Here is a 20,729-nt window from a genome sequence, read left to right as displayed (position 1 = left end):
AGTCAACCACTCAGCGGCTACGTGTGGGAATCTCGAACCAGACGGCTTTGCCTTCCCTGGTGGGTCGCGACCCCCAGCGCCTGGCGAGCTGGTCCACCAGGTAAAGGCCGCGTCCGCCTTCGTCGTTCTCCCCCGCGCTCCGGATCCGCGGCAGGCGCAGGTCCTGGTCGAACACCTCGACCCAGACCGACTCCTCGCCCCGGCGCAGCCGCAGCGTGAACTCCTTGTCGCCCACCACTTCGTCCTCGAAGCCGGGCACGTCCCAGGACTCCTCGAACGGCAGCGGCGGCCCCTCGACGACCAGCTCCCTGCGTGGCACGCCCGCGTGGGCCGCGTGGAGAACCACGTTGGTGACGACCTCGGAGACGAGCAGGCAGGCCAGCTCGGCGCGCTCCTCGGGGACGTTCCAGCCGCCGAACGCCTCGGAGGCCATCCGGCGCGCCTCGCCGACCATGATCGGCTGTGCCGGGAACGTGCGTTCCTCGACGTCGAGGTCCGACTGGCTCGACCGGACCACCAGGATCGCCATGTCGTCGTCGATCTCGCCGGGCACCGCGACGGTCGCGGCGTCGGCCACCCGCTCCACCTCGGCGTCGGCCATCTTCGCCAGCTTCTCGCAGAGCACGCCCAGCGTCTCGGCGTCGGTCGGCATCCGGCCGTCGCGGCCGGGGCGGCGGTCGACCAGGCCGTCGGTGTAGAGGAGCAGCGCCGCGCCGGGCGGCAGCGTGCGGGTCTCCTCCTTGTAGACGAGGTCGGCGTGCAGGCCCTTGGCGCGTACGCCCAGCGGCTGGCCGACCTCCTCGATGTCGAGCTCGACGCACTGGCCGTCGACCAGCAGCAGCGGCGGCGCGTGGCCGGCGTTGGCGAACGAGAGCTGCCGCGACCAGGCGTCGTAGACGAGGTATTGGCAGGTCACGATCGGCGGGACGCTGATGTCGGCGCCGCTGTCGTCCTTTTCGGGATCGGCGATGATGCGGGTCCACTCGTCGAGCCTGGCCAGGATGTCGGCCGGTGACTTGTCGTCCTGAGCGAAGGCCCGCAGCGCCGCCCTGAGCTGGCCCATGATGGCCGCGGCCTTGGCGCCCCGGCCCTCCACGTCGCCGATGACGATGCCGACGCGACCGGCCGACAGCGGGATCACGTCGTACCAGTCGCCGCCGACCTGGGTCTGGATGCCCTGGCCGTGGGAGGCGAGCGGCGCCGCCGGGTAGTAGCGCACCGCGATCTGCAGGCCGTCGAGCTGGGGCAGCGCCCGCGGCAGCAGGTGCTTCTGGAACGACTCGGCCGTGTGCCGCTCCTCCTCGAACAGCAGCGCGTTGTCGATCGCGAGCGCGACCCGGGTGGCGATGGCGCCGACGAAGTCGCGGTCGAACGCGTCGTAGTGGGGGCTGCGGCGGTCGGTGAGGTTGGACAGGCCGAGGTACATCAGGCCGAGCGTCTCGCCGCGCACGCACAGAGGGGCGACGATGGCGGAGGTCATGCCGACCTCGCCGCACAGCTTGGCGCTGCCCTCGCTCGGCGAGGGGAAGCTGCTGGTGGCGAAGTCCTCGACGAGGATGGTCTCCTGGCGGCGCAGCGCGGTGTCGGCGTAGTGGCTGGCCGGGTAGCGGATCTCCGCGCCGATCGGCTTCCAGGTGCCGGGCGGCGGGCTCCATCCCTGGACGTGCTGCGAGACCCGGCGGACCAGCCGGTCGCCCTCCATCAACTCGATGAAGCAGTGGTCGGCGAACTGCGGGACGAGCATCTCGGCCACCCGCTTGAGCGTCTCCTCGACGTACAGCGAGCCGGCCAGCCGCTCGCCGATGCGCTCCAGCAGGCCGAAGCGGTCCTTCTCCCGTTCGTTGCTGCGCAGCGCCTCGCGGGCGGTGACGACGATGCCGGTCACCGACCCGGAGGGATGGCGCAGCGGCACGGCCTGGGCGCGCACATAGACGATCGTGCCGTCACCCCGCCGCACGTCAAAGGTGCCCTCCCACACGCCGCCCTTAAGTACGTGCTTGGCCAGCTCGATGGCGAGCGGGTGGTCCTTCTCCATGATGCCGAGCGACAGCATCGAGGTGTCACGTGACGACTTCGAGGGGCGCCCGAAGAGCTTCTCGGCGAACGGATTCCAATAGAGGAGATTGCTGAAACGGTCGGTCACGACGACCGCCATCTCCGCATGATCAAGTACGGATTCGGCCGCCAGTTGATCAGTCTCGTCCTGCGACAGATCCCCCCAACGCTTCATCCGGAGACCACTCCTAGGGAGGGCATGTGCGCAAAGCGAACCACGGGCACTCCTGCAACAGTGTTGACCAGCGGGGAGTGGAGGGCCTCCCAATAGGGATTCAACCAAGGAGTAGCGGGCGAGTCAGCGTCTGGAGACGAAAACATGCGCGGCAACGTCACGCGGAAGCTCCGCGAGAGTGTCGTTCGCGTCACCGTCACCTGTCACCCGCACACCGTCGTCGCTCGCCGCGAGCGTCACCTCGCGTCCGGGTTGTATCCCAACTTGCTTGAGTTTAAGCATCACAGCAGGATCGCTTTGCACTTGTTCGCTAATTCGCCGCACGACTACGGGTATATCTCTGGGTCCGGCGAGGTCGGACATGGATGTCAAGAGGTCTGGGCCGCCTTCTATGGGCTCTCTGGCCCCGAGCTCGCCCAGACCCGGGATCGGATTGCCGTGCGGGCAGACCGTCGGGTTGTCGAGCAGCGTCACCAGGCGGGTCTCCACGGACTCGGACATCACATGCTCCCAGCGGCACGCCTCGATGTGCACCTCTTCCCAGGGCAAGCCGATGACCTGGGTCAACAGGCACTCCGCGAGGCGGTGCTTGCGCATGACGCGCGTGGCCAGGGTGCGGCCGAGCTCGGTCATCGACAGGTGGCGATCACCCTCGACGCGGACCAGGCCGTCGCGCTCCATCCGGGCCACTGTCTGGCTCACGGTGGGACCACTCTGCTGGAGCCGCTCCGCGATGCGCGCGCGCAGCGGGACGATGCCCTCCTCCTCGAGCTCGAAAATCGTGCGGAGGTACATCTCCGTGGTGTCGATCAGGCCGTGTGCGGTCAAGGCTCCTCCCATCTGAATGCTACGCCGGTCAGGGCAGGGACTGGACCCGTCCGCTACGGGCACAGAAGTCACTCGGAACCCTATGGGGAGAACGACCGGCGAGGGTGAAGGACGACAACACCGGAGCGACCCAGTTCCTTCCCGACCGGCTCGACCGCCGGGGCGAGGCCCGTCCGCGGGTACGGCTAACCGGCCCGGTAGTTCCGGAAGCTGGGCACCGACAGGCCGACGACCAGGACCGCGATGGCGCACGCCAGGCCGCCGCCCACCCACGCCCAGGTCATCCCGAACCACACGGCGGTGAGGCCGGCCCGCAGATCGCCCAGGCGCGGGCCGCCCGCCACGACCACCATGAACGCCCCCTGCATCCGCCCGCGCATCTCGTCGGGAGCGTGCAACTGCAGGATGGACTGCCGCCAGACCGACGAGACCATGTCGGCCACCCCGCCGACGGCCATCAGAACGACCATCAGCCACAGCTGCTGGGCTAACCCGGCCGCGGCCACGCTGAGGCCCCAGAGGGCGATCGTGACCGTCAGAGCCACCCCCTGGCGGCGTACGCGGCCCAGCCAGCCGGAGCCGAGCGCGCCGAGCACCGCGCCGATGGCCATGCCGGCCGACAGCCAGCCGAGCGCGATCGGCGAGCCGTCGAAGCGCTCGGCCACGGCCTGCGGGATCAGTGCCCTTGGCAGGGCGAACACCATCGCGATGATGTCCACGACGAACGACATCAGCAGGACCGGCCCGGTCGCGATGTAGCGCAGCCCGTCGATCACCGACCGCCAGCCGGGCCGCTGGATCTCCCCCATGGGAAGCAGTTCGGGCAGCCGGATGGAGGCGTACAGGCTGGCCGTGAAGAGGACGGCGTCGACCCCGTACGCCAGCGGGTAGCCCTGCCAGGCCAGCAGCACGCCCGCGATCATCGGCCCGACGATCGCGCCGAACCCGTAGACCAGCGAGTTCAGCGCGTTGGCGGCGGGCACCAGCTCGGCGGGCAGGATCCTGGGGATGATCGCGCCGCGGGCGGGCGAGGTCATGGCGAACCCGGTGGCGCTCACCGCCGAGGCGAGCAGCAGCAGGTAGACGTTGCCCAGCCCCAGGAGGGCCTGCGCCAGGATGAAGAGCGTCGCGCCCCAGGAGATGAGCGAGCTGGTGATCAGCAGCCGGCGCCGGTCGACCGCGTCGGCGAACGCCCCGCCCCACAGCCCGAACACCAGGAGCGGGATCAGGTTGGCCAGACCCAGCAGGCCGACCCAGAAGGAGGACTGGGTGAGGTCCCAGACCTGCTTGCTGACCGCGACGACGGTCACTCCGATGCCGATGTTGGCGATGGCCTGACCGGACCAGAGCCGGCGGTAGGTGGGAACGGCCAGCGGCCGTATGTCTATGAGATGACGCTTGACCAGCTCCCCGATTGCCACTTAAGGCACATTAAGGGGCAAGTCTCTCCAGGGCCCACCCAGGGCGGGTTCGCCGGTAGCGGAGCCTGTCATGCATCCTGTCAAGCTGCCCCTGCCAGAACTCCACCTCCAGCGGGCTGACCCGGTATCCGCCCCAGAAGTCGGGCACGGGCGGATCCTCCGGCCATCGGGCGGCGAGCTCCTCGTATCGGGCGTCCAACTCCTCCCTGGACCGCACGACCGCGGACTGGCGTGACGCCCAGGCCCCGATCCGCGAGCCGTACGGCCTGGAGTTGAAGTAGTCGGCCGACTCCTCGTTCGACAGCCGCACGACCGTGCCCTCGACGCGTACCTGGCGGCGGATCGGGTGCCAGGGGAACAGCAGCGACGCGCGGGCGTTCTCGGCCAGGTCGCGGCCCTTGCGCGACTCGTAGTTGGTGTAGAAGACGAATCCGTGCTCGTCGTAGCCCTTCAGCAGCACGGTCCTGGCACTCGGCCGGCCGCCAGCCGAGGCTGTGGCCAGCACCATGGCGTTCGGTTCCGGCAGGCCGGCGGCGAGCGCCTCCTGGAACCAGATGGCGAATTGGGTGATCGGATCGGGGGCGAGATCGGCTTCGAGCAGCGGCTCGCCCTCATAGGTACGGCGAAGCCCCGCCAGCGCGGGCGGGCGCGAGGTTCCATCCACGAGACGGTATTCTTGCGCGCTTGGTGGCAGATCCCACACAACACTCCCTACCAGCGGCTTTCACGTTCCGGCGGGTCCGGAGACGGACCACGGGCGGGTAGGGGGTTAAATTGACCCGCCGGTATCTCGACATCAAGGCATTGCCGGAACATGGCAAGAAAGGGAGGCGGCCGAGAATGTCCGACTTCAAACCCGGCCTCGAGGGCGTTGTAGCTTTCGAGACCGAGATCGCGGAACCGGACAAAGAAGGGGGCGCCCTTCGCTATCGGGGTGTCGACATCGAGGAGCTGGTCGGCCGTGTCCCCTTCGGGCACGTCTGGGGCCTGCTGGTCGACAACAAGTTCCAGCCGGGCCTGCCCCCGGCGGAGCCGTACCCCATTCCTGTTCACTCCGGTGACATCCGCGTAGACGTCCAGAGCGCGCTGGCCATGCTGGCCCCGGCCTACGGCTTCAAGGCGCTCCTGGACATCAGCGACGAAGAGGCCCGCGACCAGCTCGCGCGTGCCTCCGTGATGGCGCTCTCCTTCGTGGCGCAGTCGGCGCGCGGCCTCGGCCTGCCGATGGTGCCGCAGAGCCGCGTCGACGAGGCCAAGACCATCGTCGAACGGTTCATGGTCCGCTGGCGTGGCGAGCCCGACCCCAACCACGTCAAGGCCATCGACGCTTACTGGACCTCGGCCGCCGAGCACGGCATGAACGCCTCCACGTTCACCGCCAGGGTCATCGCCTCCACCGGCGCCGACGTGGCCGCCGCGCTCTCCGGTGCGGTCGGCGCCATGTCCGGCCCGCTACACGGCGGAGCTCCGGCCCGGGTGCTGCACATGATCGAAGGCGTCGAGCACCTGGGCGACGCCAAGAAGTACGTGCAGAGCGAGCTCGACAAGGGCAGCAGGCTGATGGGCTTCGGCCATCGGGTCTACCGTGCCGAGGACCCGCGCGCGCGGGTGCTGCGCCGTACCGCGAAGGAGCTCAACGCGCCTCGTTACGAGGTCGCCGCCGCTCTGGAGCAGGCCGCTCTGGAGGAGCTGCACGCGCGCAAGCCCGACCGGGTGCTCGCCACGAACGTCGAGTACTGGGCGGCCGTGGTGCTGGACTTCGCCGAGGTGCCCTCGCACATGTTCACCTCGATGTTCACCTGCGCCCGTACGGCCGGCTGGGCCGCGCACATCCTGGAGCAGAAGCTCACGGGCCGGCTGGTCCGCCCGAGTGCCAAGTACATCGGCCCGGCGTCGCGTCCGCTCAGCGACGTGCCCGGCGCCTCCGAGGTCGTCGGCACCATCTGACGCCTCGATCCCGATTCTGTACGGCTGCCGCATCCCGATGCGGCAGCCGTACTTCATTTGATGGAGGGCGGCGAGTCGGCGGTGTCGGGCAGGCCGTCGCACACGGTGCTCTTCGGGGGCGCCTCGGTGGCGTCCAGCGAGCCGCAGCGGACGACCGGCTTCGGGCGGCCCGCCTGCTCCACGTCCACCTTCATGATCGAGACGGCCTTGCCGACGGGGGTGTGCAGATCGGCGGTACCGAAGTCGATCTTCCCGCTGGATCCGTTCCAGACCCCTCGGGTGAGCCGGTACAGGATGTCGCCCCGGCTCCTCGATCGCCTGGCTGACGCCCGCCACGCTGCGGGGTAGGCCGATCACGCCCATCACGTGCTGGTCCTGCCCGGCGAGCCTGGTGATGAGCTGCGCCGTCCGGCGACCGTGGCGGAAGTTGTCGCCGGCGAATCAACCCCTCGACGACACTCCGCAGATCGGCCATCCGGACGCTCCTCCAGCCGGTGCTCATCTGTGCCGCTGGTCCAACGAATGATCAGTGGAAATGATTCATCCTTTCTCACCATCCGGACCCGGGTCCAGGCAACCTTCACGGGTAAGTACCCTTGGTCAGGTGGCTGACATCGTGATTCCCGCTGACATCAAGCCCGTCGACGGCCGTTTCGGCTGCGGGCCCTCGAAGGTTCGCACCGAGCAACTGGCCGCTCTCGCCGCCTCCGGCGCGAGTCTCATGGGCACTTCACACCGCCAGAAGCCGGTCAAGAACCTGGTCGGCCGCGTACGCGCCGGCCTCGCCGACCTGTTCTCGCTCCCCGAGGGCTACCAGGTCGTGCTGGGCAACGGCGGCACCACCGCGTTCTGGGACATCGCCTCCTTCGGGCTCATCCGGGAGCGGTCCCAGCATCTGTCGTTCGGTGAGTTCTCCTCGAAGTTCGCCACCGTCGCCAAGAAGGCGCCCTGGCTGGGCGAGCCCACGGTGATCAAGTCGGAGGTGGGCACCTACCCGGCCGCGGTGGCAGAGGACGGCATCGACGTCTACGCGCTCACCCACAACGAGACCTCGACCGGCGTGGCCATGCCGATCGAGCGCGTCGGCTCCGATGACTCGCTGGTGCTCGTGGACGCCACCTCTGGAGCGGGCGGCCTGCCCGTGTCCATCGAGGAGACCGACGTCTACTACTTCGCCCCGCAGAAGAGCTTCGCCTCCGACGGCGGCCTGTGGATCGCGCTCATGTCCCCGCGCGCCCTGGCCAGGGTCGAGGAGATCGCCGCGACCGACCGCTACGTGCCCGAGTTCTTCAGCCTGCCGGTCGCGATCGACAACTCCGGCAAGGACCAGACCTACAACACCCCGTCGGTGGCGACACTGTTCCTGCTGGCCGACCAGCTCGACTGGATGAACGGCAACGGCGGCCTGGCCTGGACCACCGCCCGCACCGCCGACTCCGCCCAGCGCCTCTACACCTGGGCCGAGAAGACCTCCTACACCTCGCCGTTCGCGGCTCCCGAGTTCCGCTCGCAGGTGGTCGGCACGATCGACTTCTCCGACGACGTGGACGCGGCCGCCGTGGCCAAGGCGCTGCGCGCCAACGGCATCGTCGACACCGAGCCCTACCGCAAGCTCGGCCGCAACCAGCTCCGCGTCGCGATGTTCCCGGCCATCGACCCGGCCGACGTCGAGGCCCTGACGGTCTGCGTCGACTACGTGGTCGAGCGTCTCTGACCCGTCCGGCGCGACAGCTCGTCCAGCAGGGCCAGGGCGTCCTCCTCCTCGACACTCTGCGCGAACCTCGCCAGCACCGGCAGCCGGTCGGTGCTGGCCGCCAGCGCTTCCAGCATGAGCCGCGTGACGTGCTCGTCCCTGGAGTAGGCGGCCGCGTACTTGAAGGCGTTCCGGTACGGCGTGCGGACGAGCAGGCCCTTCTTCACCAGCCGTTCGGCGACGGTCTGCACCGTGGTGTAGGCGAGCTCGCGTTCCTCGTTGAGCGTGGCGAGCAGCTCGCGCACCCGCATCGGCTTACCGGCATCCCACAGCACGTCCATGATCGCGCGCTCCAGGGACCCCAGCTTCGCCAACTGACCAACCTCCGGCTAGGTGAGTTAGGAAACATTCTTCCCGAAAAAGCCCACGCACGCGAACGGGGCTGATCTTCCTTCCGCCCAGTTGAGCGGATATATCGTCATGTGACGGGGGTTATACCGGATGAGTATGAGCAGGCGGCCCAATGGCCTGGGCTACCTGATGTTCGCCAGCCGCTGGCTCCAGGTCCCGCTCTATCTCGGGCTCATCGTGGCCCAGGGCGTGTACGTGTGGCAGTTCATGGTCGAGCTCTGGCACCTGATCGAAGGCGTCCTCCACGGCGCCCAGACGGACATGGAAGTCACGGTCATGCTGTCGGTGCTGGGCCTCATCGACGTGGTGATGATCTCCAACCTGCTCATCATGGTCATCGTCGGGGGCTACGAGACGTTCGTCTCGCGCATCAACCTCAACGAGCATCCCGACGAGCCAGAGTGGCTGTCCCACGTCAACGCGAACGTCCTCAAGGTCAAGCTGGCGACGGCCATCGTGGGCATCTCGTCGGTGCACCTGCTGCAGACGTTCATCAAGGCCCAGACGATCCCGGACAGCAAGATGATGTGGCAGACGATCATCCACCTGGCCTTCGTCCTCTCGGCCATCGGCCTGGCACTGATAGATCGTCTGCTCTCATCCTCCCCGGCCGAACGCGTGCATCCCTCCTAGCTACTTGCCGGTGACCGGGTTGTTCCGGAGGTGCTTCTCCGTGACCAGCAGTCTCACCGTGCCGACCTGCTCGGGCTCGGCGGCCCAGACATACCAGTGGTCGCCGACCTTGGCCGACTGATCCCGGCTCAGGGAGAAGCCGTGGCCGTCCGGGTGCGGCTCGATGATCTGGAAGACCACCCGCAGCCCCCGCCGGTGCGCCTCGGCCGCGACCTTGCCCACGGTCCGCCCGTCGGCGTCGTAGCCTTCGAGCATCTCGCCCTTCCTACCGGCCTCCCCGGAAGCCTGGTACCTCTCGCCGGGCTTGGCCGGCCGGGCCAGGTAGAAGACGCCCCGGCCCTTGAATCCCTTGCTCACCGTGACGGTGAGGAAGCAGCCTTCGTGACCGATCGTGCATCCCTCCGGCTCCAGGCCGCCGCCGAGCGTGTCGGCCATGGTGGTGCCGGCGAATCCCATGCGTACGATGTTGCCCACCTGGGTCGGTGAGGCGGGTATCAGCTCCATGCCGATGTCCAGGCTCATCGCCTGGAACGCCTCGGCGTACAGGGCGTGGTCGGCGAACGGGTCCTTGATCCTGGCGACGTACTCGTCACCCCGCAGCTCGATGTCGATGGCCGCGTTCGCGTACGAGGTGGCGTCCCGCTCCAGCAGAGTGGGGCCCATGACGGCCACGATGGCGAGAGCGGCGGTGGCGACCAGCCCCACGACCAGGCGGCGGGTGCGGCGCGATCTCGGCGCCCGGCTCCCGGCATCCTCCGTGCCCGGATCCTCGACGACGATGGCCGCCAGCAGCGCACGGGCCCCCGCGCCGGACGCCTGACCGGCCAGTTGCTCGTCCCGGACCCTGGCGAGCTGCCTCAACTCGTTCATATGGACTCCACGGTGACACGGTTGACGGAGACGCCCGCCCTGGCCAGCGCCTTGGCGAAGCGCTTGCGCGCGCGATGCAGCCGGATGCGTACGGCGTTGCGCGAGCAGTCGAGGACCTTGGCGAGCTGGGCGTGATCCAGCCCCTCCCAGGCGACCAGGGACAGCAGCTCCCGGTCGTCCTCGTGCAGCTCCTTGAACGCCTGCGCGATCGCGCCCAGTTCGACGCTGCCCTCGGGCGAGTAGGCGTACAGGTCGGCGAGGTCGGCGTCGAGCTCCACGCTCCTGGACTGCCGCCTGACCCGGCCGCGCCGGTGGTTGGCCAGGACGTTCCTGGCTATGCCGTACAGCCAGAGCCTGGTCTCAGCGTCAGGCGGCAGCACGTCAACACGGCGCCAGGCGATGGCGAACGTCTCGGCCACCGCGTCCGCCGCGTCCTCGGGGGACGCGCAGCGGCGCATGGCATATCCGAGAATCGGCTCGTATGTCTGGGCATACATGGCCTCGAACCGGCGTCTCCGGTCGTCACCCACCAGCGATTCCCATGGTGGCCTCCTCATGCGGGGATTGCGGACACCCCTTACATGTCTGAGACCGTGTCAGCATTTCACCCCGATCAGGGGGAAATGCCGTCCTACAGCACTTCGCGCTTGCGGCGCAGCACCCAGGCGGAGAGGACGCCGCCCAGCAGGCCGAACAGGTGGCCCTGCCACGAGATGCCCTGCTGGTTGGGCAGCAGCCCCCACAGGATCGAGTAGTAGACGATCGCCACCCCGATGCCGATAAGGATGTCGAACACGCGCCGGTCGAATATCCCGCGGGCCAGCACATACCCGAAATATCCGAACACCAGCCCACTTGCGCCCACCGTGACCGTGTCGAGGCCGCTGGTGGCCCAGGTGCCGATCCCGCCGATCACGATGATCAGCAGGCTGGCCGCGAAGAACCGCCCGATCCCGCGTAACGCGGCCAGGAACCCCAGGATCAGCAGCGGCAGCGAGTTGGCCATGAGGTGACCGAAGCCCACGTGCAGGAACGGGGCGAAGAAGATGCCCAGGAGCCCCGAAGGCTCCAGGCTGACGATGCCGAACTCCCGGTCGAGGCTGCCGTTCATCGTGAAGTCGACGACCTCGACCGCCCACATCACGCCGAGTATCACGACCATGACGAAGGCCGCGCTCAGCGCACCGGTGAGGAGGCTGCCCGCACGGCGCTTGGCGGACTCGTACGCGGACCTCGTATTGTCGCTCATGCGCCCCTCCCGCTAGCAGTCTCCTTCTTTACCGTACGCAGAAGAACTTATGCGTGCGCTAAGGAAACCCCCTCCCAAACAGGGGAGGGGGCCGGGAAAAGGGCTACTCGCCCTTCCACTGGGGAGCGCGCTTCTCGGCGAAGGCCGCCGCGCCCTCCATGGCGTCCTTCGAGCTGAACACCGGGCTGATGATCGTGCCCTGCTTCGCGAACATCTCCTCCAGCGACCAGTCCTGCGACTCGATGATCACTTGCTTGGTGGCCGCGAGCGCCAGCGGGGCGTTGGCGGCGATCTTGCGGGCCAGCTCCAGCGCCCCCTCCAGCGCCTCGCCCGCCGGGGTGATCCGGTTGACCAGCCCCAGCTCGTACAGGCGCGAGGCGGGGTAGTGGTCGCCGGTCAGGGCGAGCTCCATGGCGATGTGGTACGGGATCCGGCGCGGCAGCCGCATGATGCCGCCCGCGCCCGCCACGAGCCCCCGCTTGGGCTCCGGCAGGCCGAACTTGGACTCCGACGACGCCACGATCACGTCGCACGACAGCGCGAGCTCGAAGCCGCCCGCGAGCGCGTAGCCCTCGACCGCCGCCACGATCGGCTTCTTGGGCGGCGACTCGGCCAGGCCGCCGAAGCCGCGGCCCTCGACCACCGGGAAGTCGCCGGACAGGAAGCCCTTGAGATCCATGCCCGCGGAGAAGTAGCCACCCGCGCCGGTCAGGACATAGGCGGAGATGTCGGGGCGAGCGTCCAGGGTGTCCAGGGCTGCCGCGATGCCGCGGGCCACCGCGCCGTTGATGGCGTTGCGCGCGGCGGGCCGGTTGATCGTGATCACGGCGACGCCGTCGGACTCTTCGACGAGCACTTCGTCAGACACGGAACCTCACTTGGGCTGGAAGCGGATGCCGCCGTCGAAGCGGACGACTTCGGCGTTCATGTAGTCGTTCTCGATGAGCGACCTGACCAGGTGCGCGAACTCGTCGGCCCGTCCCATGCGCTTGGGGAACACCACGGGCGCCACCAGCTTGGCCTTGAACTCGTCGGCGTTGGCCGAGAAGCCGTAGATCGGGGTGTCGATGATCCCCGGGCAGACGGTGTTCACCCGCACCCCGATGGCCGCCAGGTCGCGCGCCGCGGGCACGGTCATGCCCACGATGCCGCCCTTGGAGGCCGAGTAGGCGAGCTGCCCGGTCTGACCCTCCAGCGCCGCGACGGAGGCGGTGTTGACGACCACACCGCGCTGCCCGTCGGCGTCCACCGGCTCGGTCCTGGCGATCGCCGCCGCGCCGACGCGCATGAGGTTGAACGTGCCGATCAGGTTGACCTCGACCACCTTGCGGAAGGAGGCCGGGTTGTGCGGGGCGCCGTCACGGTTGACGGTGCGCTCGGCCCACCCGATGCCCGCGCTGTTGACCACGACGCGCAGCGGCTTGCCGGTGGCCACGGCCGCGTCGACGGCCGCCTGCACCTGCTCGTCGTCCGTCACGTCGGTTTTGGCGAAGACACCGCCGAGCTCGTCGGCGATGGCCTTGCCGCGCTGCTCGTTGAGGTCGGCGATGACCACTGTGGCGCCGTGACCCGCGAGCTCGCGGGCCGTCGCCTCGCCGAGGCCACTGGCCCCGCCGGAGATGATTGCTGCAGATCCGTTCACGTCCATATCCGGGACCCTAACCCGCCAACCGAATGAAGTTCTACTCGGGGTGGGTTAAATCTCGCCTACAGCCGTGTCGACATCGGAATATACCTTGATCCGCCGGTCGAGCCCGGTCGTGCGCAGGATGCGGGCGACGGGGGCCTGTGGCGCGGCCAGTGACACGCCGCCGCCCTCGCCCGTGGCCAGCCGCCATGCCTCGATGAGCACCGACAGCCCGCTGGAGTCCATGAACGACAGTTGCTGGAGATCGAGCACCAGCCAGGCGCCGTCCTGTTTGATGGCGTCGCGGACCTCGTCGCGGAGGAACGGCGCCGTGAACAGGTCAAGCTCCCCCTCAACGGCCACCACCACGGCATCACCCAGGGCGTGTCGCGCAAGCCGCAGCTTCATTTGGCCCCTCCTCGATGAGCCACTGTACTTCGACATCCCCGGATACCGGGCATGCACAAACTCGGATGGTTTTGATGTACGGGGCCAGAACCCGAAAAAGTCCGGCCGCGATCCGCCTTATTCGGCCGCCGCGGGGATGGCGAAGCCGTAAGGGAGCTCCAGGCGGTGGCGGGCGAGCAGCTCGGAGTCGGCCAGGAGCTCCCGGGTCGGCCCGTCCGCGACGATCACTCCGTCGGACAGGATCAGCGAGCGTTCGCACAGCTCCAGCGCGTACGGCAGGTCGTGGGTGACCATGAGCACGGTCACGTCGAGCGAGCGCAGGATCTCGGCCAGCTCCCTGCGCGCGGCCGGATCGAGGTTGGACGACGGCTCGTCGAGCACCAGGATTTCCGGCTCCATCGCCAGCACGGTCGCCACGGCCACCCGCCGGCGCTGACCGAACGACAGGTGGTGCGGCGGCCGGTCGATGACCTCCAGCATGCCGACCCGCTCCAGCGCGCCCTTGACCGCGCGCTCCAGCTCCTCGCCGGCCACGCCCGAGTTGGCCGGGCCGAACGCGACGTCGTCCCTGACCGTGGGCATGAAGAGCTGGTCGTCCGGGTCCTGGAAGACCAGGCCGACGCGCTGCCTGATCTCCTTGAGCGTGTCCTTGCGCACCGGCGTGCCCGCCACGCTCACCGAGCCGTGCCCGGCGGTGAGGATGCCGTTCAGGTGCATGACGAGCGTGGTCTTGCCGGCGCCGTTCGGGCCGAGCAGTGCGACGCGCTCGCCGCGCCGGATCGCGAAGTCCACGCCGAACAGGGCCTGCGTCCCATCGGGGTAGGCGTAGGCGAGCCGGTTCACTTCCAGAGAGTTCACAGCGAGAGTCCTAGTACGGCTAGAGCCACGGCCGGCAGGGCGAGGGCCGTGGCCCACTGCCCAACAGATCCCGAAATTTCGTCCATCATCGGCATCCGCCCGGAATAGCCGCGGCTGAGCATCGCGAGGTGCACCCGCTCACCGCGTTCGTACGAGCGGATGAACAGGGCGCCCGCCGAGCGGGCGATCACCGGAATGTGGCGGAAATTCCGGGCTTCGAAGCCACGAGACTCCCGCGCGACCCGCATCCGCCGCATCTCATCCATGATCACGTCCATGTAGCGGAGCATGAACATCGCGATCTGCACCAGCAGGCTGGGCAGCCGGAGCCGCTGGGCCCCGATGAGGATGACCCGCGGCTCGGTGGTGGCCGCGAGCAGGATCGAGGCGACCACGCCCAGCGTCGCCTTGGCCAGGATGTTCCAGCCGGCCCAGAGCCCGGCCACACTCAGCGAGACCCCCAGCACGGTCGTCCGCTCCCCCATCCCGATCACCGGAATGAGGAAGGCGAACAGCACGAAGGGCAGCTCGACCGCCATCCGCCGCAGCACGTACGTCAGCGGCACCCTGGCGGCCACGGCGACGCCCGCGAGCAGGACCGCGTAGAGCCCGAACGCCCAGAAGCGCTCCCGCGGCGTCGCCACCACCACGATGGCGAACGCGGCGACGGCCAGCAGCTTGCACTGCGGCGGAAGCCGGTGCACGACCGAGTCCCCCGCCAGGTAGAGCTGATGATGGTGCCCAGCGCCCACCCGCTACTCACCGTCTCCCGTTCATTCGCTCAGACCCGGACTTTTGCTCGGCTGCGGGCCGCGTAGGCCACGCCGCCGGCGATGAGCAGCACGAGCCCGACGCCGATGATCCCGGCGATCCCCACGGGGATGCCGCCCACCTCACCGTAGTCGGCCAGCGCCCACCTCCCGAACACGTGGCCGGTGGCCTGGCCGAGGAAGCCCTTGTTCTCGGCGACCGCCTCCAGCCCGTCGGGGCTGGAGGAGGCGAAGAAGGACACGATCCCGGCCAGCAGCAGCGTCAGGCCGAGGCCGACGAGCAGGAACGGCTTCACCGAGGCGCGGGCGGGGGCCGTCTCCTCGGCGGCCACCGTGACCGGCTCTCCGGCGATCGTTCCGTCGGCACCCCTCAGGACGAGGGATCTGGTCAGCCCGCGCGCGCCGTACACGAGGTCGGGCCGGACGGCCAGCACCGCGCCGACGGTCAGCGCCGTGATGACGGCCTCGCCGATGCCGATCAGCACGTGCACGCCGCCCATGGCGATCGCCACCGCGGAGACCTCGATCGGCGCGGTGCCGCCGACCCAGAACAGCGCCGAGAACACCAGCGCGGCAGACGGTACGGAGACCAACGCGGCGACGAACGCGGCCGCCGTCACCCCGCCCCTGCTCTTGGTGAGCCTCGCGACCAGCCGGAAGACCCCCCAGCCGACCACCACGGTGACGATGCCCATGATCGTGATGTTGATCCCCAGCGCCGTGAGGCCGCCGTCGGCGAAGAACACGCACTGCACCAGCAGGACCACCGCCATGCAGAGCACGCCCGTATAGGGCCCCACAAGGATGGCGGCCAGCGCCCCGCCCAGCAGATGACCACTGGTGCCCGCGGCGACGGGGAAGTTGAGCATCTGGACGGCGAAGATGAACGCGGCCACCAGCCCGGCCATGGGCGCGGTCCGGTCGTCGAGCTCGCGCCGGGCTCCGCGCAGGCAGACCGCCAGGCCGGCGGCGGCGACCGCCCCGGCGGACACGGATACGGCCGCGTTGAAGAAGCCATCAGGTACGTGCACGACAAAGCCCTTCATCAAGCGGTGCAGCAACGTGCCTAGCTTAAGACATCAACTTGCACCTGCACATAGATGGCAATTAGCCGAGGATTTTACGGAAGGCCGTACGGGTCGTCATCCGGCGCACCACCGTGCTCAGCCGGCCCTTGCCCGAGGTCGCGTACGGGCGCACGCTCCTGACCACGGCCCCGCCCCGCAACCGGCCCCACAGCCGGCGCGGCGCGGCGACGCTCTGGGCGTCGGTCTCGATCCGGAACCTCGCCGGCGGACCGCCCAGCTCGACCTCCAGATAGGCGTCCCAGATGCCCGGCGCGAACCTGCCCATCGCAGGCCGGGCCGCGAACCCGCCGCCGGGCAGCGCGACCACCCGCTCGGCCCGTTCGTTGCCCGTCTGCCGCTCGCGCCATACGAGCCGGCTGATCGCCGACGCCGCCGGGACGGCCCCGACGACCGTGACCTCGCCGTCGATGACCAGCCGCCGCCCGAGCGTCCACCGTGTCCGGTGGATCCTGGCCCGGCCCGGCACCGTCATCAGGTGGCCGCCGACGTCGATGCTGAGGTTGCCGTTGTCCCTGGTGAAGTACGGCAGGGCCACCACGGCGCCGATGAGCCGGGGCGCCGGCCGGGTGACGCGGCCGTCGCGGTCGGCGCCGAGCCGGCCGTACCTGACCACGCCCTCCATCTCGACGGCCACCCGCAGGTCCCAGATGCCCGAGTCGAGCGCGGCCACGTCGATGCGGGCGGCGAACGCGGCGCCGTCGCGCTCGGCGGGCACGATCAGCTCCTGCCCGCGCACGTTGCGGGCGCGCAGCACCACCGCGACCCCGTCGTGCTCCGGCATGCCGTCGAGCCCGGCGATCCCCGTCACGACCAGCCGGTTCGCCTCCCAGCGCAGGCCGGTCAGCCGGCGGCGTACGGCGGCGCCCTCGATCTCGGCCAGTCGTACCAGGCGGTTGATGTCTCCGAGCGCGGTGAGCCGCTGCTTGTCGGTCCGGCTGAGCCGCACGTGGACGCCGGGCGTCATCCACCTGTCGCAGAGCGCGGCCACCTCCTGCGCGATCTCCTTGCGCTGCACCTCGTCCGCCTCCAGGAACGGCGCGCCGAGCTGCTCGAACACGTCGAGCCTGAAGTGCCGGCGGAGCAGGTGGTCGCGGAGCGGCCCCGGCGGGACGTGCTCGGTCATGAGCTGGATCGGCCCGCGGATCATGGTGAGCCAGCCGCGCGGGTCGCGGCTGCCCGGCTGCTGCATGATGCTGCTGCCGTCGGCCCTGGCGACCAGGTGGTAACAGTCGTAGTCGGCCACCACGGAGATCACCTTGGCGTGGCAGTAGGCGTGCACGGTGAAGTGGATGTCCTCGCCGACGAGCATCCCCTCGCCGAACTTGATGCCGTGGCTGATCAGCATCTCCCTGCGGAACAGCTTGAAGCAGCTCAGGCTGTTGTAGACGGCGCTGTCACCGAGCTCGGCCCGCTCGGCGCCGCGGTGGAACATCGACATCGGAGCGCGTCTGCCGTGCCCGACGACCTTGCCGAGCACGATGTCGGAGCCGTTGCGGTCGGCCATGGCGACCATGCGTTCGAGCGCCTCGGGGCCCAGGTAGTCGTCGGCGTCGCAGAAGAAGACGTAGCGGCCGGTGGCGTGCTCGATGCCGACGTTGCGCGGCCGCCCGGCGCCGCCGGAGCCGGCGATGCTGACGACCTTGACGCTGCCCTTGTGGTAGGTGGCGTAGAGGTCGAGCAGCTCGTCGCTGCCGTCGGTCGACCCGTCGTCGACGACGATGATCTCTTTCCTGATCCGCTGGACCAGTGCCGCGGTGAGGCACCGGTCGAGGTATTGCCGGCAGTTGTGGGCAGGGATGATGACGCTGACGTCCACCGCGTCCTCGTCGCCGTTCGATGTCGCCATTGCCACAAGCGCGCCCCTCAGCCGTCACAATCCGCTGTCACGTCGTTTCAGTATGTGATGGCGGGCGGGGGTCGCGTGGCCGATCTCGTCTCTTCATCCGCAGCTCTTCCGCAGACCGAAGATTCATCGCACTCTTCACATAAGTGCAGGTGGGACCGCCTATTACCGCAATCCGGCAAGACCGAATGGGGTTCAGGGACGCTGTTTTCCCACTCGGGAGGAGAGAACCTCCCCCAAGGGAAGGATGCGGTACCCCCACGTCGCGCCAGGTGATCCACCGGAAGGGGTGGCGCGTCTACAGTGAGGCAACCTTGACCGGGGAGGTGGCGAGAGTGGGATCCGATCTTCGCGGGCCCAGGGTGAGCGGCTCGGCCGTACACGCTGCGGAGTTCATCGTCTCCTCGGCGCGGCTGGGAGAGCTCTACGAATGCTCCGCCCTGCTTCGCCGTACGCGGATCAGGGCGGAAGAGATCGTGGACGAGGCGCGGGCGCTGCTCACCGAGGCCGAGATCCAGGGCGACCCCGAGCGGATCGTCATCCGCGCGGCCCAGCTCGACGAGGCGCGTCAGGCCTACTGCAAGGTGCTGAACGCGTACGTGACGATCTGCCGCAGGATCAACGAGGAGCGGCAGGAGATCATGCAGGCGCAGATGGAGAGAGATCGACTCACGGGCTTGTCAGGCGTGACCTGACGAGCTACCGTCAGGCCATGCCTGACTGGAAGGAAAAGGTGCGCTGCTCGTTCTGCCACAAGAGCGGCGCCGACGTGACCAAGCTCATCGCCGGACCCGGCGTGCACATCTGCGACGAGTGCGTGGGGCTGTGCGCCGAGATCCTCAAGCAGGAGCAGCTCGCCTCCTCCACCGAGCCGCGCCTGCCCGTGTGGGAGACCATGAGCGAGGAGCAGATCCTCGACCACCTCCCCAAGATCGTCACTGTGCAGACGCAGATCGACGACAATCTCCACGACTGGGTGCGGCACCTGCGCACCAAGAACGTCAGCTGGGAGCGCATCGGCGCCTCGCTCAGCATGACGCGGCAGTCCGCCTGGGAACGCTTCCGCGAATGATCTGGTAAACCCCTGTGACTGATGGGACGTCCTTGCTAGAGGGAGGCCCATCATGCATGTCCTCGACAGCCTCGCGGCGCCCGATCTGGCGGAGCTCCACCTGGAGCTGATCCTCATCGTGGCACTGCACGAGGAAGCGGAAAGCCTGTCCACCGGCTGAACGGGCTCCAGCTCCCCGCATCGCACCGGGGAGCTGGAGCAGGGGGTCACAGCTGGCCGCGGATGGCGCCCATGGGGAACTTCTTGTTGTGCACGTTGGCGTAATACCGCTGCGGTGAGTTGACGATGCCGTGCAGCTCGCTCCGCGTCAGGACGAGCGCGGCGTTCTTCTTGTTCTCCTGCTTGACCGCCTTGATGCAGCCTTTCGCGAAGCCCTTGGTCGGGGTCTTCAGCGTGACGACGATCGGGCCCGCCACGCCCTTCTTGCCCTTGTGGATGTGGGCGGCCGTGGCCGGCTTGATGTGGCGGTCGGAGATGGTGTAGCAGAGCTCCCAGCCCTTCACCTGGTAGGTGAAGACCCCGATCCCGTTGTGGTCACCGGGGCCGGGCACCTCCTGCCTACCGTTCATGAAGACGCGGTGCGCACGGTCGGCGGCGCCGGCCGGGCTCGCGTTCGCCGCGCCGGGAAGGGCGACGAAGATGGTGATGAGGGCCGCTGCTGTGAGGGTGGCGGCTGCCAACGGTCTGCGCATGGGATGATTTCCTCTCCCATCAGACTTCAGGACACCCTTCCGCACGTATGTGGCGATATGCCAGGACGGCGAAGTTAGGGCGAAGTGGCATCACGGCAAGCGACCTGTGCCTGCCGGGGACAGCGCCGGTAATATCCGCATTTATGCTGCGCTGTGCTGTATTGGATGATTACCAGGATATCGCACTGGGCCTGGCCGACTGGGCGCCGGTCCGGGCGACGAGCTTTCGCGAGCACTTCGCCACCCAGGACGACCTCGTCCGGGCCATCCACGAGCACGAGATCGTGGTGATCATGCGGGAACGCACCCCGTTCCCCGCCGAGCTCTTCGCCCGGCTCCCGAACCTCCGCCTGCTCATCACGTCGGGCATGCGCAACGCCTCCATCGACCTAGACGCCGCCCGCGCCCACGGCGTCACGGTCTGCGGCACGGGCGGCAGTTCGGTGCCCCCAACCGAGCTGACCTGGGCGCTGATCCTCGGCCTGGCCCGCCACCTGGTCCCCGAGGCCACCGCCCTGCGGGCCGGCGGCCCCTGGCAGCACACGATCGGCCTGGACCTGCGCGGCAGCACCCTCGGCCTGCTCGGCCTCGGCAAGATCGGTTCCCAGATGGCCGCCATCGGCCGCGCCTTCGGCATGGACGTCGTCGCCTGGAGCCGCAATCTGACCGCCGATCGGGCGGGTGAGCTGGGCGTACGGTACGCGGCCACGAAGGAGGCGCTCCTGGCCGAGTCGGACATCGTGTCGATCCACCTCGTCCTGAGCGACCGGACCCGCGGGCTGCTCGGCGCTCCTGAGCTGGCGCTGATGCGTCGCACGGCTTATCTGGTCAACACCTCGCGGGCGGCCATCGTGGACCAGGCCGCCCTGATCGAGGCGCTGTCCGAGGGCCGCATCGCCGGCGCCGGGCTGGACGTCTTCGATCAGGAGCCGCTTCCGGACGACCATCCGCTGCGCACGCTGCCGAACGTCCTGGCCACGCCGCACCTCGGCTACGTCACGCAGGGCAACTATCGCACCTACTTCCGCGAGGCCGTGGCCGACATCGAGGCGTTCCTCGCGGGCGCCCCGGTGCGGCTGCTCACGTGAT

The 20,729-nt window shown here is 68.9% G+C and carries 23 protein-coding genes; 6 read left to right on the top strand and 17 right to left on the bottom strand.

Annotation, left to right across the window (positions count from 1 at the left end):
• Positions 1–10: 10 nt before the first annotated feature.
• The 4 genes from KLK06_RS51825 to pdxH form a co-directional block, all read right to left on the bottom strand.
• A complete protein-coding gene (locus tag KLK06_RS51825; RefSeq protein WP_214643260.1) occupies positions 11–2,230 on the bottom strand; it encodes a SpoIIE family protein phosphatase in 2,220 nt (739 codons plus the stop codon).
• 123 nt (positions 2,231–2,353) lie between these two features.
• The gene (locus tag KLK06_RS51820; protein WP_214643259.1) at positions 2,354–3,058 is read right to left on the bottom strand and encodes a metal-dependent transcriptional regulator; all 705 of its coding nucleotides are present in this window, start codon (positions 3,056–3,058) and stop codon (positions 2,354–2,356) included.
• 185 nt (positions 3,059–3,243) lie between these two features.
• Entirely contained in the window at positions 3,244–4,479 is a 1,236-nt protein-coding gene (locus tag KLK06_RS51815; protein WP_308168852.1) for an MFS transporter, read from the bottom strand.
• Positions 4,480–4,489: 10 nt separating this feature from the next.
• Positions 4,490–5,143: a pyridoxamine 5'-phosphate oxidase gene (gene pdxH / locus KLK06_RS51810; protein ID WP_214643258.1), complete on the bottom strand. Its 654-nt coding sequence runs from the start codon at positions 5,141–5,143 to the stop codon at positions 4,490–4,492.
• Positions 5,144–5,319: 176 nt separating this feature from the next.
• Here pdxH and KLK06_RS51805 point away from each other — a divergent pair, with 176 nt between their 5' ends.
• Positions 5,320–6,426 (top strand): citrate synthase 2, encoded by a 1,107-nt coding sequence (locus tag KLK06_RS51805; protein ID WP_214643257.1) that lies wholly within the window; start codon positions 5,320–5,322, stop codon positions 6,424–6,426.
• A 53-nt stretch (positions 6,427–6,479) separates the two neighbouring features.
• Here the strand turns inward: KLK06_RS51805 and KLK06_RS51800 are convergent, their stop codons facing one another.
• Complete coding sequence (locus KLK06_RS51800) at positions 6,480–6,620, bottom strand: hypothetical protein (protein ID WP_214643256.1); 141 nt, start codon at positions 6,618–6,620, stop codon at positions 6,480–6,482.
• Positions 6,621–7,030: 410 nt separating this feature from the next.
• On the opposite strand from KLK06_RS51800, the gene serC reads away from it, so the two are divergent.
• Positions 7,031–8,140, top strand: a complete 1,110-nt coding sequence (gene serC / locus KLK06_RS51795; protein ID WP_214643255.1) for a phosphoserine transaminase — start codon at positions 7,031–7,033, stop codon at positions 8,138–8,140.
• On the opposite strand, the gene KLK06_RS51790 is transcribed toward serC, so the two are convergent.
• Complete coding sequence (locus KLK06_RS51790) at positions 8,119–8,493, bottom strand: BlaI/MecI/CopY family transcriptional regulator (protein WP_214643254.1); 375 nt, start codon at positions 8,491–8,493, stop codon at positions 8,119–8,121. The two genes, serC and KLK06_RS51790, sit on opposite strands and share 22 nt — an antisense overlap.
• A gap of 133 nt (positions 8,494–8,626) precedes the next feature.
• On the opposite strand from KLK06_RS51790, the gene KLK06_RS51785 reads away from it, so the two are divergent.
• Entirely contained in the window at positions 8,627–9,163 is a 537-nt protein-coding gene (locus KLK06_RS51785) for a TIGR00645 family protein (protein WP_250907366.1), read from the top strand.
• Here KLK06_RS51785 and KLK06_RS51780 read toward each other — a convergent pair whose 3' ends face one another.
• The 10 genes from KLK06_RS51780 to KLK06_RS51735 all read right to left on the bottom strand — a co-directional run bounded on the left by KLK06_RS51780 (position 9,164) and on the right by KLK06_RS51735 (position 17,879).
• Positions 9,164–10,033: a hypothetical protein gene (locus tag KLK06_RS51780; RefSeq protein WP_214643252.1), complete on the bottom strand. Its 870-nt coding sequence runs from the start codon at positions 10,031–10,033 to the stop codon at positions 9,164–9,166.
• Positions 10,030–10,590 carry an RNA polymerase sigma factor gene (locus KLK06_RS51775; RefSeq protein ID WP_214643251.1) on the bottom strand — a complete coding sequence of 187 codons (561 nt, stop codon included), beginning with the start codon at positions 10,588–10,590 and terminating at the stop codon, positions 10,030–10,032. Before KLK06_RS51775 ends, KLK06_RS51780 begins: the two co-directional genes overlap by 4 nt.
• 74 nt (positions 10,591–10,664) lie before the next feature.
• Positions 10,665–11,282, bottom strand: coding sequence for a rhomboid family intramembrane serine protease (locus KLK06_RS51770; RefSeq protein WP_214643250.1), 618 nt, complete (start codon positions 11,280–11,282; stop codon positions 10,665–10,667).
• Between the two features lie 103 nt (positions 11,283–11,385).
• Positions 11,386–12,150, bottom strand: a complete 765-nt coding sequence (locus tag KLK06_RS51765; RefSeq protein ID WP_214643249.1) for a crotonase/enoyl-CoA hydratase family protein — start codon at positions 12,148–12,150, stop codon at positions 11,386–11,388.
• A 6-nt stretch (positions 12,151–12,156) separates the two neighbouring features.
• Positions 12,157–12,930: an SDR family NAD(P)-dependent oxidoreductase gene (locus tag KLK06_RS51760; RefSeq protein ID WP_214643248.1), complete on the bottom strand. Its 774-nt coding sequence runs from the start codon at positions 12,928–12,930 to the stop codon at positions 12,157–12,159.
• A 48-nt stretch (positions 12,931–12,978) separates the two neighbouring features.
• Positions 12,979–13,317, bottom strand: a complete 339-nt coding sequence (locus KLK06_RS51755) for an STAS domain-containing protein (protein ID WP_214643247.1) — start codon at positions 13,315–13,317, stop codon at positions 12,979–12,981.
• 117 nt (positions 13,318–13,434) lie between these two features.
• The gene (locus tag KLK06_RS51750; RefSeq protein WP_214643246.1) at positions 13,435–14,175 is read right to left on the bottom strand and encodes an energy-coupling factor ABC transporter ATP-binding protein; all 741 of its coding nucleotides are present in this window, start codon (positions 14,173–14,175) and stop codon (positions 13,435–13,437) included.
• Positions 14,172–14,927 (bottom strand): cobalt ECF transporter T component CbiQ, encoded by a 756-nt coding sequence (gene cbiQ, locus KLK06_RS51745; RefSeq protein ID WP_214643245.1) that lies wholly within the window; start codon positions 14,925–14,927, stop codon positions 14,172–14,174. Before cbiQ ends, KLK06_RS51750 begins: the two co-directional genes overlap by 4 nt.
• 29 nt (positions 14,928–14,956) lie before the next feature.
• Positions 14,957–15,976: an energy-coupling factor ABC transporter permease gene (locus KLK06_RS51740; RefSeq protein ID WP_214643244.1), complete on the bottom strand. Its 1,020-nt coding sequence runs from the start codon at positions 15,974–15,976 to the stop codon at positions 14,957–14,959.
• 76 nt (positions 15,977–16,052) lie between these two features.
• Positions 16,053–17,879: a glycosyltransferase family 2 protein gene (locus KLK06_RS51735; RefSeq protein ID WP_214643243.1), complete on the bottom strand. Its 1,827-nt coding sequence runs from the start codon at positions 17,877–17,879 to the stop codon at positions 16,053–16,055.
• A gap of 332 nt (positions 17,880–18,211) precedes the next feature.
• On the opposite strand from KLK06_RS51735, the gene KLK06_RS51730 reads away from it, so the two are divergent.
• Both KLK06_RS51730 and KLK06_RS62090 read left to right on the top strand, forming a co-directional pair.
• The gene (locus KLK06_RS51730) at positions 18,212–18,571 is read left to right on the top strand and encodes a hypothetical protein (RefSeq protein WP_214643242.1); all 360 of its coding nucleotides are present in this window, start codon (positions 18,212–18,214) and stop codon (positions 18,569–18,571) included.
• Between the two features lie 17 nt (positions 18,572–18,588).
• Entirely contained in the window at positions 18,589–18,948 is a 360-nt protein-coding gene (locus tag KLK06_RS62090; protein WP_214643241.1) for a ClpX C4-type zinc finger protein, read from the top strand.
• Positions 18,949–19,154: 206 nt separating this feature from the next.
• Here the strand turns inward: KLK06_RS62090 and KLK06_RS51720 are convergent, their stop codons facing one another.
• Entirely contained in the window at positions 19,155–19,640 is a 486-nt protein-coding gene (locus KLK06_RS51720; RefSeq protein ID WP_214643240.1) for a CHRD domain-containing protein, read from the bottom strand.
• A gap of 161 nt (positions 19,641–19,801) precedes the next feature.
• Between KLK06_RS51720 and KLK06_RS51715 the strand changes: the two genes are divergently transcribed.
• The gene (locus KLK06_RS51715; protein ID WP_250907365.1) at positions 19,802–20,728 is read left to right on the top strand and encodes a D-2-hydroxyacid dehydrogenase family protein; all 927 of its coding nucleotides are present in this window, start codon (positions 19,802–19,804) and stop codon (positions 20,726–20,728) included.
• The last annotated feature ends 1 nt before the right edge of the window (position 20,729 follow it).

This window comes from Nonomuraea sp. NEAU-A123 (assembly GCF_018603905.1).
Classification (GTDB): domain Bacteria; phylum Actinomycetota; class Actinomycetes; order Streptosporangiales; family Streptosporangiaceae; genus Nonomuraea.
The sequence above is the reverse complement of the archived record's forward strand: the minus strand, read 5'-3'. Positions and strand labels throughout refer to the sequence as shown.

Excerpts from the sequence above, each read along its gene's own strand:
- KLK06_RS51825 (WP_214643260.1), bottom strand. The coding sequence starts at position 2,230 with ATGAAGCGTTGGGGGGATCTGTCGCAGGACGAGACTGATCAACTGGCG.
- KLK06_RS51805 (WP_214643257.1), top strand. The coding sequence starts at position 5,320 with ATGTCCGACTTCAAACCCGGCCTCGAGGGCGTTGTAGCTTTCGAGACC.
- KLK06_RS51800 (WP_214643256.1), bottom strand. The coding sequence starts at position 6,620 with ATGAAGGTGGACGTGGAGCAGGCGGGCCGCCCGAAGCCGGTCGTCCGC.
- KLK06_RS51785 (WP_250907366.1), top strand. The coding sequence starts at position 8,627 with ATGAGCAGGCGGCCCAATGGCCTGGGCTACCTGATGTTCGCCAGCCGC.
- KLK06_RS51780 (WP_214643252.1), bottom strand. The coding sequence starts at position 10,033 with ATGAACGAGTTGAGGCAGCTCGCCAGGGTCCGGGACGAGCAACTGGCC.
- KLK06_RS51775 (WP_214643251.1), bottom strand. The coding sequence starts at position 10,590 with ATGAGGAGGCCACCATGGGAATCGCTGGTGGGTGACGACCGGAGACGC.
- KLK06_RS51770 (WP_214643250.1), bottom strand. The coding sequence starts at position 11,282 with ATGAGCGACAATACGAGGTCCGCGTACGAGTCCGCCAAGCGCCGTGCG.
- KLK06_RS51760 (WP_214643248.1), bottom strand. The coding sequence starts at position 12,930 with ATGGACGTGAACGGATCTGCAGCAATCATCTCCGGCGGGGCCAGTGGC.
- KLK06_RS51755 (WP_214643247.1), bottom strand. The coding sequence starts at position 13,317 with ATGAAGCTGCGGCTTGCGCGACACGCCCTGGGTGATGCCGTGGTGGTG.
- KLK06_RS51735 (WP_214643243.1), bottom strand. The coding sequence starts at position 17,879 with ATGGCGACATCGAACGGCGACGAGGACGCGGTGGACGTCAGCGTCATC.
- KLK06_RS62090 (WP_214643241.1), top strand. The coding sequence starts at position 18,589 with ATGCCTGACTGGAAGGAAAAGGTGCGCTGCTCGTTCTGCCACAAGAGC.
- KLK06_RS51720 (WP_214643240.1), bottom strand. The coding sequence starts at position 19,640 with ATGCGCAGACCGTTGGCAGCCGCCACCCTCACAGCAGCGGCCCTCATC.